Annotated in this window: 14 protein-coding genes; 11 read left to right on the forward strand and 3 right to left on the reverse strand. The window is 66.6% G+C overall.

Annotated elements, in window-relative coordinates:
* Together ruvX and DA69_RS05210 are read right to left on the reverse strand one after the other, a co-directional pair.
* On the reverse strand, nt 1-465 hold the full coding sequence (ruvX, locus tag DA69_RS05205) for a Holliday junction resolvase RuvX (RefSeq protein WP_025977123.1): 465 nt from the start codon (nt 463-465) through the stop codon (nt 1-3).
* Nucleotides 466-663: 198 nt separating this feature from the next.
* Complete coding sequence (locus tag DA69_RS05210) at nt 664-963, reverse strand: hypothetical protein (protein ID WP_025977122.1); 300 nt, start codon at nt 961-963, stop codon at nt 664-666.
* Nucleotides 964-1,135: 172 nt separating this feature from the next.
* Here DA69_RS05210 and gatC point away from each other — a divergent pair, with 172 nt between their 5' ends.
* From gatC to gatB, 3 genes are read left to right on the forward strand one after another with little or no spacing between them, the layout of a single operon-like run.
* Nucleotides 1,136-1,423, forward strand: coding sequence for an Asp-tRNA(Asn)/Glu-tRNA(Gln) amidotransferase subunit GatC (gene gatC, locus DA69_RS05215; RefSeq protein ID WP_025977121.1), 288 nt, complete (start codon nt 1,136-1,138; stop codon nt 1,421-1,423).
* Between the two features lie 3 nt (nt 1,424-1,426).
* Nucleotides 1,427-2,905 carry an Asp-tRNA(Asn)/Glu-tRNA(Gln) amidotransferase subunit GatA gene (gene gatA / locus DA69_RS05220; protein ID WP_025977120.1) on the forward strand — a complete coding sequence of 493 codons (1,479 nt, stop codon included), beginning with the start codon at nt 1,427-1,429 and terminating at the stop codon, nt 2,903-2,905.
* A gap of 2 nt (nt 2,906-2,907) precedes the next feature.
* Complete coding sequence (gene gatB, locus DA69_RS05225; RefSeq protein WP_025977119.1) at nt 2,908-4,401, forward strand: Asp-tRNA(Asn)/Glu-tRNA(Gln) amidotransferase subunit GatB; 1,494 nt, start codon at nt 2,908-2,910, stop codon at nt 4,399-4,401.
* A gap of 53 nt (nt 4,402-4,454) precedes the next feature.
* On the opposite strand, the gene DA69_RS05230 is transcribed toward gatB, so the two are convergent.
* A complete protein-coding gene (locus DA69_RS05230) occupies nt 4,455-5,150 on the reverse strand; it encodes a pirin family protein (RefSeq protein WP_025977118.1) in 696 nt (231 codons plus the stop codon).
* A gap of 173 nt (nt 5,151-5,323) precedes the next feature.
* Here DA69_RS05230 and serS point away from each other — a divergent pair, with 173 nt between their 5' ends.
* The 8 genes from serS (at nt 5,324) to DA69_RS05270 (ending at nt 13,223) form a co-directional block, all read left to right on the forward strand.
* Nucleotides 5,324-6,766 (forward strand): serine--tRNA ligase, encoded by a 1,443-nt coding sequence (gene serS, locus DA69_RS05235; protein WP_025977117.1) that lies wholly within the window; start codon nt 5,324-5,326, stop codon nt 6,764-6,766.
* A complete protein-coding gene (surE, locus tag DA69_RS05240) occupies nt 6,766-7,557 on the forward strand; it encodes a 5'/3'-nucleotidase SurE (protein WP_025977116.1) in 792 nt (263 codons plus the stop codon). The genes serS and surE overlap by 1 nt, the downstream gene beginning before the upstream one ends.
* Nucleotides 7,554-8,198 carry a protein-L-isoaspartate(D-aspartate) O-methyltransferase gene (locus DA69_RS05245; protein WP_003167066.1) on the forward strand — a complete coding sequence of 215 codons (645 nt, stop codon included), beginning with the start codon at nt 7,554-7,556 and terminating at the stop codon, nt 8,196-8,198. The genes surE and DA69_RS05245 overlap by 4 nt, the downstream gene beginning before the upstream one ends.
* 115 nt (nt 8,199-8,313) lie before the next feature.
* The gene (locus DA69_RS05250; protein ID WP_025977115.1) at nt 8,314-9,390 is read left to right on the forward strand and encodes a peptidoglycan DD-metalloendopeptidase family protein; all 1,077 of its coding nucleotides are present in this window, start codon (nt 8,314-8,316) and stop codon (nt 9,388-9,390) included.
* A 147-nt stretch (nt 9,391-9,537) separates the two neighbouring features.
* A complete protein-coding gene (gene yajC, locus DA69_RS05255) occupies nt 9,538-9,852 on the forward strand; it encodes a preprotein translocase subunit YajC (protein ID WP_025977114.1) in 315 nt (104 codons plus the stop codon).
* Nucleotides 9,853-9,900: 48 nt separating this feature from the next.
* Nucleotides 9,901-11,499, forward strand: coding sequence for a protein translocase subunit SecD (secD, locus tag DA69_RS05260; RefSeq protein ID WP_025977113.1), 1,599 nt, complete (start codon nt 9,901-9,903; stop codon nt 11,497-11,499).
* The gene (secF, locus tag DA69_RS05265; protein ID WP_025977112.1) at nt 11,499-12,491 is read left to right on the forward strand and encodes a protein translocase subunit SecF; all 993 of its coding nucleotides are present in this window, start codon (nt 11,499-11,501) and stop codon (nt 12,489-12,491) included. Before secD ends, secF begins: the two co-directional genes overlap by 1 nt.
* 105 nt (nt 12,492-12,596) lie before the next feature.
* Nucleotides 12,597-13,223 carry a squalene/phytoene synthase family protein gene (locus tag DA69_RS05270; RefSeq protein WP_025977111.1) on the forward strand — a complete coding sequence of 209 codons (627 nt, stop codon included), beginning with the start codon at nt 12,597-12,599 and terminating at the stop codon, nt 13,221-13,223.
* The last annotated feature ends 60 nt before the right edge of the window (nt 13,224-13,283 follow it).

Raw genomic sequence — 13,283 nt, forward strand, 5'->3', positions numbered from 1 at the left:
TCAGGGGCGCAGCCGGTCCAGCGCGCCCTGCAGGATCCAGGCGGCGGCGGTGCGGTCCACCACATCGGCGCGGCGCTTGCGGGTCAGGTCCAACTCGTCGATCAGGAAACGCTCGACCGCCGTGGTCGACAGCCGCTCGTCCTGAAAGGCCACGTTGACCGGCCGGAACCGTTCCAGATTGCGGGCGAAGGCGCGGCACGACTGGGCGCGCGGCCCCTCGGTCCCGTCCATGTTCAGCGGCAGGCCGATGACCAGCGCCGAGACCTTGCGGCCGTCCATGATCCTGAACAGCTGTTCGGCGTCCTGGCTGAACTTGGTCTTGCGGATCAGCTCGAGCGGGCTGGCGATGATGCGCCCGGCGTCGGAGGCGGCGACGCCGATGGTGTTTTCGCCCAGATCCAGACCCAGCCACGGGGTGTTGGGCGGGCAGGCGGCGGACAGTTCGGAAAGGTCAAAGACAGGCACCAAGGCGCGTTAGGGCCAGATGAGGCGCGTGTCAAAGCGCAGGCCCTTTGACTCCCGCTCATCCCGGCGGACGCCGGGATCCAGTGCTTTGGCGACAAACGGATGGTTGGGCCGCATTGAGCAGTATCTGCGAACGTCTGCACGTGGGCTCTTACTGGATCCCGGCGTCCGCCGGGATGAGCGGTGAGGGGGAGTAACTCACACGTCGTCGTCCCCTACCGGCCCGCCTTCATTCTCCATGCGCCGGATCGAGCGGACTTCCTTGCGCGTGAACTTCAGCCGCACGCCCAGGCCGCCGTCGTCCTCGCCCAGGAACACGGCGCCGCCTTCCTCCAGCGCGGCCTGCAGGCGGCTGCGCGCCTCCTCGCCGGGGTCGACGTTCTCGCGCTCGAAGTCGGCCAGAACATCGGCCGTCAGGCCGGACAGGCGGGCCACATGGTCGCGCGGCCATTGCACCAGGGCGCGGGCGGCGCGGACTTGGGGGCCGGTGATCTTCATGGTCGGGTCTCCTTGTAAGGCGAGCCTTCATCTTCGCGGCGGGCGGTCTGTCAGGATAGGGGGTCTTTGGTCGCCATGGTCAAGCTGGACGAAGTGCGGCGCCCGATCCTTGTCGAACCGGCGTTGAAACGCTAATCCCGCCCCCTCAGACTCTCATGCTTTGGAGGGCCGCATGGCCATCGACGCCGCGACGGTGCGCAAGGTTGCGCATCTCGCCCGCATCAAGACCCCCGAGGACCGCCTGGAGCCGCTGGCCCAGGAGCTGAACGGCATCCTGCAGTGGATCGAACAGCTGGACGAGGTGGACGTGCAGGGCGTCGAGCCGATGACCTCCAACGTGTCTCAACCCTTGCGTCTGCGCGACGACGTGGTGACGGACGGCGGCAAGGTCGCCGACGTCCTGTCCAACGCGCCCAAATCCGCCGACGGCTTCTTCGTCGTGCCCAAGGTCGTGGAGTAAATCATGACCGATCTGACCAAGCTGACTCTGGCCGACGCCGTCGATGGCCTGAAGGCCAAGACCTTCTCGTCGGAAGAACTGACCCAGGCCTTCCTGACCAACATCGAGGCCTCGAACCCGACGCTGAACGCCTATATCGAGGTGACGGCGGACAAGGCGCTGGGACAGGCGCGGGCCTCCGACGCCCGTCTGGCCAAGGGCGAGGGCGGGGCGCTGGAAGGCGCGCCGCTGGGCATCAAGGACCTGTTCTGCACCGAGGGCGTGCAGACGACCGCCGCCTCCAACATGCTGCGCGGCTTCGTGCCGCCGTATGAATCGACCGTCACCGCCAACCTGTGGCGCGACGGGGCGGTCATGCTGGGCAAGTTGAACATGGACGAGTTCGCCATGGGCTCGGCCAACGAAACCTCGGCCTTCGGTCCGGTGAAGAACCCGTGGAAGGCCAAGGGTTCGGACACCGAGCTGACGCCCGGCGGTTCGTCGGGCGGTTCGGCCTCGGCCGTGGCCTCCGACCTGTGCTTGGCCGCGACGGCCTCTGACACCGGCGGCTCGATCCGGCAGCCCGCCGCCTTCACCGGCACGGTGGGCATCAAGCCGACCTACGGCCGCGCCAGCCGCTTCGGCATGGTGGCTTTCGCCTCCTCGCTGGATCAGGCCGGGCCGATCACCAAGACGGTGAAGGACGCCGCCCTGCTGCTGAAGTCCATGTGCTCGTTCGACGCCAAGGACTCGACCAGCCTCGACGTTGCGACCCCCGACTGGACCCAGTCCGTCGGCCAGTCGGTCAAGGGCCTGCGCATCGGCGTCCCGGCGGAATATCTGATCGACGGCATGTCCGAAGAGATCAAGGCGCTGTGGCAACAGGGCGTCGAGTGGCTGAAGGCCGCCGGTTGCGAGATCGTCCAGATCAGCCTGCCGCACACCAAATACGCCCTGCCGACCTATTACATCGTGGCCCCGGCCGAGGCGTCGTCGAACCTGGCCCGCTATGACGGGATGCGCTTCGGCCATCGCGCCGAGGACTTCTCGTCGCTGGACGACCTCTACGCCGCCTCGCGCGCCGAGGGCTTCGGCAAGGAGGTCCAGCGCCGCCTGACCATCGGCGCCTATGTGCTGTCGGCGGGCTTCTATGACGCCTATTACGTCAAGGCGCTGAAGGTGCGTCGCCGCATCGCCGAGGACTTCGACAACGTCTGGGGCCAGGTGGACGCCATCCTGACGCCGTCGACCCCGTCGGCCGCCTTCGCTATCGGCGACAAGCAGATCGACCCCCTGACCATGTATCTGAACGACGTCTTCACGGTGACGACCAACCTGGCCGGTCTGCCGGGCATTTCGGTGCCTGCCGGACTGAACAGCGAGGGCCTGCCGCTGGGCCTTCAGGTCATCGGCAAGGCCCTGGATGAGGCGACCGTCTTCCAGGTCGCGGGCGCCCTCGAAGACGCGGCGGGCTTCGTCGCCAAGCCGGACCGTTGGTGGTGAGCATGACTGAGAACTCCAAACTGATCCAGGGCCGCACGGGCGCTTGGGAAATCGTCATGGGTCTGGAGATCCACGCCCAGGTGGCCTCGAAGGCCAAGCTGTTCTCGGGCGCGGCGGTCGGCTTCGGCGCCGGGCCGAACGAGCAGGTGTCGCTGATCGACGCGGGCTTCCCCGGCATGCTTCCGACCCTGAACAAATACTGCGTCGAGCAGGCGGTGAAGTCGGGCCTGGGCCTGCGCGCCCAGATCAATCTGAAGAGCCAGTTCGACCGCAAGAACTACTTCTATCCCGACCTGCCGACCGGCTATCAGATCAGCCAGCTGTATCACCCCATCGTCGGCGAGGGCGTGGTCGAGGTGGAGGCCGAGGACGGCAGCTTCTTCAACGTCGGAATCGAGCGCCTGCACCTGGAACAGGACGCGGGCAAGCTGATCCACGACCTCTCGCCGACGGAATCCTACGTCGACCTGAACCGGGCGGGCACGGCGCTGATGGAGATCGTCTCGCGCCCCGACATCCGCTCGCCGGAAGAGGCGGTCGCCTACGTCAAGAAGATCCGGACCATCCTGATCTATCTCGGCACCTGCGACGGCGACATGGAGAAGGGCAACCTGCGCGCCGACGTGAACGTGTCGGTGTGCCGCGCCGGGAACTACGACAAGTTCAAGGAAACGGGCGACTTCAGCTTCCTGGGGACGCGCTGCGAGATCAAGAACGTCAACAGCTTCCGCTTCATTTCTCAGGCGATCCAGTATGAGGCGCGCCGCCAGATCGAGATCCTCGAAGACGGCGGTTCGATCACGCAGGAAACCCGTCTGTTCGACGCGGTGAAGGGCGAAACGCGTTCCATGCGCTCCAAGGAAGAGGCGCAGGACTATCGCTACTTCCCCGACCCCGACCTGCTGCCGCTGGTGCTGGAACAGGCCTGGATCGACGAGATCAAGGCCAGCCTGCCGGAACTGCCGGACGACAAGCGCCGCCGCTTCATGAGCGAATACGGCCTGTCGCAATACGACGCGGGCGTGCTGATCTCGGAACAGGCCAAGGCCGACTATTTCGAGGCGGCCGCGAAAGGCCGCGACGCCAAGCTCGTCTCCAACTGGGTGACGAACGAGGTCTCGGCGCGTCTGGCGGCCGACAGCAAGGACTTCAGCGACAACCCGCTGCCCGCCGCCCATGTGGCCCAGCTGGTCGAGCTGATCGAGACCAACGTCATCTCGTCCAAGATCGCCAAGGAAGTGTTCGACCACGTCTGGAACGGCGAAGGCTCGCCCGCCGAGGTGGTCGAAAAGCACGGCCTGAAGCAGGTCACGGACACCGGCGCCATCGAGAAGGCGGTGGACGAGATCATCGCCGCCAACCCCGACAAGGCCGCCGCCGTCGCCGAGAAGCCTCAGGCCATCGGCTGGTTCGTCGGCCAGGTCATGAAGGCCACCGGCGGCAAGGCCAACCCGGCCGCCGTCAACGACATCCTGAAGACCAAGCTGGGTCTTTGAGCCGAGGCCTGATCCTGGGGGCGTCGCTCCCAGGATCAGCGTCCTCGACAGGATTACAGGCTGTCGACCATCACCAGTTCGGCGTCTTCCTTGGCCGTGATGGTGATCGTCGGCTCGTCGATGATGCCCGCGCCGTCGCGCGCGTTCAGCGTCGTGCCGTTGACCTCCACCTGACCCACGGCGGGCACCAGATAGGCGCGGCGGCCGCTAGCCAGATCATAGGACAGGCTTTCGCCTGCCTTCAGCGTGGCGGCCAGCACCCTGGCGTCGGCGTTGATCGTCAGCGCCTCGTCCGCCGGATCGCCCGAGGCGACGACGGTGAAACGGCCCGAACGGTCGCTCTTGGGAAACTCGCGCTGCCCCCACGACGGCTGGGCGCCCGGCCGATCCGTCTCGATCCAGATCTGAAACAGCGTCGTGAGCTCGTTCTCCATATTGTATTCGGCGTGACGCACGCCGGTCCCGGCGCTCATCACCTGAACGTCGCCCGCACCGGTGCGGCCGGTGTTGCCCATCGAGTCCTGGTGGGTGATCGCTCCGGTGCGGACATAGGTGATGATTTCCATGTCGGCGTGCGGGTGGGGCGGAAAGCCCGACTGCGCGGCGATCTCATCGTCGTTCCAGACGCGAAGACGGCCCCAGCCCATGCGCTTCGGATCGTAGTGGTTGGCGAACGAGAAGTGATGCTTGGCGTTCAGCCAGCCGTGGTTGGCACCGCCGAGGGTGTTGAAGGGTCTGACGTCGATCATTGTGCGCTCTCCGATTGTGCGCAGCCTGCGCCGCGCCGTTGGAAAACCATATAGGCAACTAAGACTGTTACGAAAAGGGGTGCTTCGAAACCCCGCCTCAGCATTTGCCCGACTCCGCGCGGGGCGCTACAGCCTTCGGCTCTCCCTCCCTTGAGCGCCGAAAGAGCGACGCCATGCACGATATCCGAGCCATTCGCGACAATCCCGAAGCCTTCGTTGCGGGCTGGTCGTCGCGCGGCGTGGATGACGCCGCCGATGTCGTTGCGCGCATTCTGGCGCTGGACGTGGAACTGCGCGCCGCCCAGACGCGCGGTCAGGACGCCCTGGCCAAACGCAACGCCGCCTCCAAGGCCATCGGCGCCGCCATGGGCAAGAAGGACATGGCCGAGGCCGACCGCCTGAAGGCTGAGGTCGAGGCCCTCAAGGGCGAAATCGCTGCGGCGGGCGAGACCGAAGCCGCCAAGGGCGCCGAACTGCGCGACCTGCTGGCCGGACTGAAGAATCTGGCCGCCGCCGACGTGCCGGACGGCGAAGACGAGAACGACAACGTCGAGGTCCTGAAGTGGGGCGAACCCCGCACGACCGGCCCAGCCAAGGATCACGCCGATCTGGGCGAGGCCCTGGGCCTGCTGGACTTTGAAGCCGCCGCCAAGATGTCCGGCTCGCGCTTCGCCGTGCTGAAAGGCCAGCTGGCGCGTCTGGAGCGCGCCATCGGCCAGTTCATGCTGGACATGCAGACGGACAAGAACGGGTATCTGGAAGTGAACCCGCCTTATCTCGTCAAAGATGACGCGATGTTCGGCACGGGGCAGTTGCCGAAGTTCCATGAAGATCTGTTTCTCGCAGAGCGAGGCGAACTGATTTTGCCGGATGCTATTAGCGATATGCGCGTCGCAATTAATGCAGCTCTCGATGTGGCGTTAGAGGATGGGATCGACCAGGCGCGTCTCCAGTTTGCGGAGGAGCCGAAAGTTGATCTTGCGGACAACCCTGATCGACGCTGGCTCATCCCCACCGCCGAAGTCTCCCTGACCAACCTTGTGCGCGAGCAGATCCTGTCCGAGGACGAGGTCGCCCAGCCCATGCGCCTGACCGCCCTGACGCCCTGCTTCCGCGCCGAAGCCGGCTCGGCGGGGCGCGATACGCGTGGCCTGATCCGCCAGCACCAGTTCTCCAAGGTCGAGATGGTCTCCATCTGCCGCCCAGAGGATTCCGAGGCCGAGCACGAGCGTATGACCGGCTGCGCCGAGGCGGTGCTTCAGGCGCTGGAGCTGCCCTATCGCAAGGTGCTGCTGTGCAAGGGCGACATGGGCTTCTCGGCGCAGAAGACCTATGACCTCGAGGTCTGGCTGCCGTCGCAGAACACCTATCGCGAGATCAGCTCCTGCTCGAACTGCGGCGACTTCCAGGCCCGGCGCATGGACGCCCGGTTCAAGCGCGCGGGCGAGAAGAAGACCGAATATCTGCACACCCTGAACGGCTCGGGCCTGGCGGTCGGCCGCACCCTGGTCGCGGTGATGGAGAACTATCAGCGGGAGGACGGGACCATCGCAGTGCCGGCCGCCCTGCAGCCTTATATGGGCGGACTCAAGACTGTAGGCGTGGCGTCCAACTGATGCGTATCCTTCTGACCAACGACGACGGCATCGAGGCCGAGGGCCTGGCCTGCCTCGAGAAGATCGCCCGCACCCTGTCGGACGACGTCTGGGTCGTCGCGCCCCAGACAGAGCAGTCGGCCAAGGGGCGGGGCATCACCCTGACCGAACCGCTGCGCGTCAACAAGCTGGGCGACAAGCGGTTCGCCGTGACCGGCACCCCGACGGACTGCGTCATCCTGGCCGTCAACGACCTGATGCCCGAGAAGCCCGACCTGGTGCTGTCCGGCGTCAATCGCGGCCACAACGTGGGCGAAGACGTCAGCTATTCCGGCACGGTGGCCGGGGCTCTGCAGGGCATGGCTTTCGGCATCCGCTCCATCGCCCTGTCGCAGTCGCTGGAACGTTTCCACGACGACGTGGTGGCGCATTGGGAAACCGCCGAAGCCTTCGGTCCGGGCATCGTCGCCCGCCTGCTGGAGCAGAAGTGGGGGGAGGGCGTGGTCATGAACGTCAACTTCCCGCGCCTGCCGCCCGAACTGGTCAAGTCGGTCGAGGTGACGCGTCAGGGCTTCCGCGACATCGGCGAGATGCACGCCATCCGCCGCACCGACCTGCGCGGCCGAGACTACTACTGGATGGCCTTCCGGGGCGCGCCGCAGGAACACGCCGACGGCACCGACCTGCGCGCCATGGATGAGGGCCGCATCTCGGTCACGCCGCTGCACATCGACCTGACGCATATGCAGTCGGTCAACGACCTGAAGAAGGTGCTGGGCGGCGCCCCGCCCAAGGGGCCGCACGAAAAATGAGTCTCAGGGACGACCGCGCGGGCCGCTTGATCCTGTCGCTGCGGCGTCAGGGGGTGACGGACGCGCGGGTGCTCAAGGCGATGGAATCCATCGACCGCGCCGTCTTCGTCCATGAGAAATTCCTCGATCAGGCGTGGGAGGATCAGGCCCTGCCGATCGACTGCGCGCAGACGATCAGCCAGCCCTATATCGTCGGCCTGATGACCCAGGCGCTGGACGTCCAGCCGCGCCACCGGGTGCTCGAGATTGGGACCGGCAGCGGCTATCAGTGCGCGGTGCTCAGCCGCATGGCGCGCTTCGTCTACTCGGTCGAGCGTTACAAGAGCCTCTTAACTGAGGCCGAGAACCGATTGAAAATCCTCGGCATCGACAACGTCTTTACCCGCCACGGCGACGGCGGTCAGGGCTGGCCGGAACAGGCGCCGTTCGACCGCATCATGGTGACGGCGGCCTCGCCGCACGAGCCGACCGAACTGCTGAAACAACTGAAGCCCGGCGGCGTTCTGGTCGCTCCGGTCGGCCGCACCTCGGTGCAGATGCTGAACCGCTACACCGGCCAGCCGGACGGCAGCTTCCAGCGCGAAAGCCTTTGCGAAGTCCGCTTCGTGCCCTTGGTCGAAGGGACGGCGAAAGAGGGCTAGGGGCGAAATCTCACCGCTCCATTAACCTTTCCGCCCCACTTTTGCGCGGGTTAGCGGGTTGGATTCTCCGACGGGTCGGGGCAAACCGACAAGCATGGTTAATACGGAGAGACGCATGAGCGGCTTCACAGGCTGGATCAGGGCGGCGGCGGTCGTCGGCGGGGCGCTGGCGGTCACGGCCTGTTCGACCTATCCGAGCGAGCCGCGCTATTCGACCCGCCCGATCGGGGCGGGCGGCTATCCGCAGCCGCAAGGCCAGCAGCCGGGCGCCTATCCGAACAATCCCTATTATCAGGGCCAGCCGGCGCAACCGCAGCAGCCGGTACAACCGCCGATCGAAGAAGGCCCGCGCGCTCCGGCGGGCAGCATTGAGGGCGGCGGCCTACCGCCTCCTGGCGGTCCGGCCTATCCGTCGACCGGCGCGCCGGTCACGGTGACGCCGCCCCCGGCGGCCGGCAATCCCGCCATGCCGGGCGCGACTTATGTCATTCAGCCTGGCGATACGATTTCGGGGGTGGGCCGCCGTTTCCGTACGCCGGTGCAGATTCTGATCGACCTGAACGGCCTGGGGCCGCGCGGCGCCATTTCGGCCGGACAGCGCATCATCCTGCCCGACAGCGCCGTGGATGGGGGCTCCGACCCCTACGCCACCGGCCCGTCGCCGGTCGGCGTCCGCACGCCTAACAACGGCATGGCCCCGCCGCCGCCTCCGCCGCCCAGCGGCAACGCGCCCCTGCCGCCGCCACCGACGCGTGCGCCTGCGGCCACGGCGCCGACGGCTCCAGCAACCGCCATCGGCCAGCCGCTGGCCCTGCAATGGCCAGTGCGCGGCGACATCCTGCGTCGCTTCGGCCCGGTGGGCATGGGCGAGCGCAACAACGGCATCAATATCGGCGCCTCGGCGGGAACCGAGGTCAAGGCTTCGGCCGACGGAACCGTGGCCTATGTCGGCGACGATATCGTGGGGCAGGGGCTGACGGTCCTGATCGTTCACCGCGACGGCTGGCGCACGGTCTACGGCCATCTGGGCTCCGCCACCGTGCGCGACGGGGCGCAGGTGCGGGCCGGCCAGGCCATCGGCACAGTCGGCCTGACCGCCGGCGACGGCCGTCCCTCGATCCATTATGAAGTGCGCCAGATGCGCGGCGATGATCCGGTCGCGCTGGACCCTCTGACGGTCCTGCCGCGCTGAGGATGTGAAATGAGGCGTCCGGGCGGCTGCGTCCGGACGTTCTTGTCATCAGGTCGCGTTGCAAAACGGCCCGGCGCACCCTAGTTTCCGCGCCTTGATTTCGAAGGGCCCCCAATGAAGGCGCGGCCCGCGTCGGGGAGTTTCCTAATGACTGCAGCCCAAGACGGCGGCCTGATGGCTCTTGTCGTTCAGATCGCGCCGATCGTCGCGATCTTCATCCTGTTCTATTTCCTGATGATCCGCCCGCAGCAGAAGCGGATGAAGGCGCATCAGGCCCTGATCGCCGGCGTGAAGCGGGGCGACGAGGTCGTCCTGTCCAACGGCATGGTCGGCAAGGTCACTCGCGTCGAGGACGCCGAGGCCATGGTCGAAATCTCGCAGGGCGTGAACGTCCGCGTGGTCAAGGCGATGATCGCCGAGGTGCGCAACCGCACCGCCATCGCCGCCAACGACAAGGGCTGATAGCCTCGCCTCGGCGCGGCGCGCGCCGGCCCTGAAGAGAACCGAGACATGATTCAGCTTTCACGCTGGAAGATCACCCTGGTCGCGCTATCGCTCGTCCTCGGGTTGTTCCTGGCCTACCCGAGCGTGCTGTCGCCGGCGCAGCGCGAGGCTCTGCCGAGCTGGCTGCCGAGCAACGGCCTGAACCTGGGCCTGGACCTGCAGGGGGGCTCCTACCTCCTGCTTGAGGTCGACGTGCCCGAGATGCGCGAAAAGCGCGTCTCCAACCTGATGGAAGACGTTCGCGTCTCCCTGCGCGAAGACCAGGTCAACATCGTCGGCATGCAGCGCGAACCGGGCGGGGTCGTCGTCACCGTCGCCGAGGGCGCCGCCTATGACACGGCGTTCAACACCCTGCGGACCATGGCTCAACAGGGCATGGGCGCGACCGGTCAGCCCGACCGCGTGGCGACCAAGCTGGGCGGAGGCCGTATTCGTTACGCCTTCACCGAAGCCGCTCTGAACAGCATGGGCGCCACGGCGGTCGATCAGTCGATCGAGGTGGTGCGTCGCCGTCTGGACAGCTCGGGCACCAAGGAAATCGCCATCACCCGTCAGGGCGCCGACCGCATCGTCGTCCAGGCGCCGGGCCAGAGCGATCCGGCCGAGCTGGAGCGCCTGGTCGGTCAGACGGCCCAGCTGACCTTCCAGATGGTCGACACCTCGCCGACGGGCCTGAACGACGCCCTGGCCGGCCGCGTGCCGCCGGACGCCGAACTTCTGACCGACGACCAGGGCACGCCTTACCTGGTCAAGAAGCGCATCCTGGTGTCGGGCGAGAACCTGACGCGCGCCGGCATCGGCACGGACCAGAACCAGCGCACCGCCATCGACTTCCAGTTCGACGGCCAGGGCGCCCGCCGCTTCGCCGAGGCCACCTCGCAGAATCTCGGCAAGCCCTTCGCCATCGTCCTGGACGGCAAGGTGATCTCGGCCCCGACCATCCAGTCGGCCATCACCGGCGGCAGCGGACAGATCACAGGCAGTTATACGATCGCCTCGGCTTCGGAGCTGGTGAACCTGCTGAACGGCGGCGCCCTTCCGGCCCCGCTGAACGTCGAAGAGCGCCGCGTCGTCACCGCCGAACTGGGCGCCGACGCCGTGGCCGCAGGCGCCCTGTCGACCGCCCTGGGCTTCGTCGTCATCGTCGTCTTCATGATCCTGGCCTACGGCTTCCTGTTCGGGGGCGTGTCGGTCATCGGCCTGATCCTGAACGGCATCCTGATCGTCGCGGCCATGTCGTTGACCCAGGCGACGCTGACCCTGCCCGGCATCGCCGGTCTGATCCTGACCTTCGCCGTCGCCGTTGACGCCAATGTGCTGATCTATGAGCGGATGCGCGACGAGGCGCGTCAGGGACGTTCCGTGGTGGCGTCGATGGATGCGGGCTTCAACCGCGCCATGGGCACCATCATCGACGCTAACCTGACCACCCTGGTGGCGGCGCTCATCATGTTCATGTTCGGCGCCGGGCCCGTGCGCGGCTTCGCCTGGACCCTGACCATCGGCGTCTTCACCTCCGTCTTCTCTTCGGTGCTGACGGCCCAAGTCCTGCTCGGCTACTGGCTCAAGATCGCCAAGCCGAAGAAACTGCCGATCGCGGAGTGATGTCGATGAACGGTTGGCCTCTTATCAAACTGCTGCCGCACAAGACGAACTTCCAGTTCGTCAAATACGCCAAGGGCTTCGCCGTACTGTCGGCGATCCTGACGGTGGCGGCGATCATCGGCTGTTTCTATCCCGGCCTGAACCTCGGCATCGACTTCCGCGGGGGCGCCTCGATGGAGGTCGCCAAGCCTGCCGGTCAGGTGCTGGAACTGGACAAGCTGCGCGGCTCGGTCAGCGGACTGGATCTGGGCGACGTGCAGGTGCAGGGGATCGCCCGTCGCGACACCAATCTGGACGACGGCTCGACCGCCATCGTTCGCTTCCAGGTGCCGCCGGACCAGGACCAGACTGCCGTCGTCGAGAAGGTTGAAACCGCCATCAGCGACGCCGTCGGCCAAGTCACCTATTCCGGCGTCAGCGTCGTCGGCTCCAAGGTCTCGGGCGAACTGCTGACCAATGGGGTCCTGGCCCTGGTGTCGGCCGTGGTGCTGATGTTCCTCTACATCGCCTTCCGCTTCCCCTGGCAGTTCGGCATCGGCGCCGTGGCGGGGCTGCTGCACGACGTGGCCCTGACGTTCGGCCTCATCGTCGCCCTGCGCATGGAGTTCAGCCTGAACTTGGTCGCGGCCCTGCTCACGGTCATCGGCTATTCGATGAACGACACCGTCGTCGTGTTCGACCGCCTGCGCGAAAACCTTCGCAAATATAAAACCATGCCGCTGCGTGACGTGATCGACCTGTCGATTAACGAGACCTTGTCGCGGACCATCATCACGGGCCTTACGACCGTGATCGTTCTGATCGTCCTAGCCGTTTTCGGCGGCGAGGCCCTGCGCGGCTTCTCCATCACCCTGGCCTTCGGCGTGATCATCGGCACCTTCTCGTCCATCTATGTGGGCGCGCCGATCATCCTGCTGTGGGGCGTGGACCGCAGCGGCGGCGGCAAGGCTGACGCCACTCCGGTCAAGCTGGGCATGGCCAGCCGGCCGTAAACAGCTCTAACGGCTTACTGATCACGGCCCGTCTTCCGCAGGGGAGGCGGGCCGTGTGCATTCCGGGCTTGATGCCCCCGCCTCAATGGCCGAAGGGCCGTCGCCATGACTGTTGATCTTGACGCCCAGGTTCGCGCCGCCGACCTCGACCGCTGGCTGGCCAGCCGCTTCGTGTCCGATGAAAAGGCGCGCGCCGATCTGATCGCGCTGTACGCCTTCGAGGCGGAACTGATGGCCATTCCCACGCGCGTGACCCAGCCGCTGTTGGCCGAGATGCGTTACGCCTGGTGGTCGGAACAGATGGACGGCGTCTTCTCCGACACGCCGCGTCTGGGTCACCCCGTGCTGGAGGCGCTGACGGCGGCGGTCGGGCGTCATGGTCTGGAGCGCGCGCCGTTCGATGCGCTTATCGAGGCCCACATCGGCCGGGTGCATGGCGAGCCGCACGATCTGGACGCCTTCTACATCGGGCCGATGCAGGGGGCGGTGCGGATCCTCGCAGGGCGGGGGCATGAGGCGGCGGCCGCGGCCGCTGGTCGCGTGCGCGCACTGGCCCAGACCGGACAGGTCGATCACGCGCGCGCTTCCCGCCGCGACGCTAACAAGGCCCTGCGCGCCTTGCCTGCCGCCGCTTTTCCGGCCGTGGCCTCCGCCGCTCTGATCAAACCGGATGCGCCGGAGCCGTTCAAGCGGCTGCGTCTGTTCTGGGCGGTGCTGCGCGGCCGGATCTGAGCGGCGCGTGCCGTGTTCCATATTAGACATTGCTAATTTAGAATCATGGCATATATTCGG

This window comes from Brevundimonas naejangsanensis (assembly GCF_000635915.2).
Taxonomy (GTDB): Bacteria; Pseudomonadota; Alphaproteobacteria; order Caulobacterales; family Caulobacteraceae; genus Brevundimonas; species Brevundimonas sanguinis.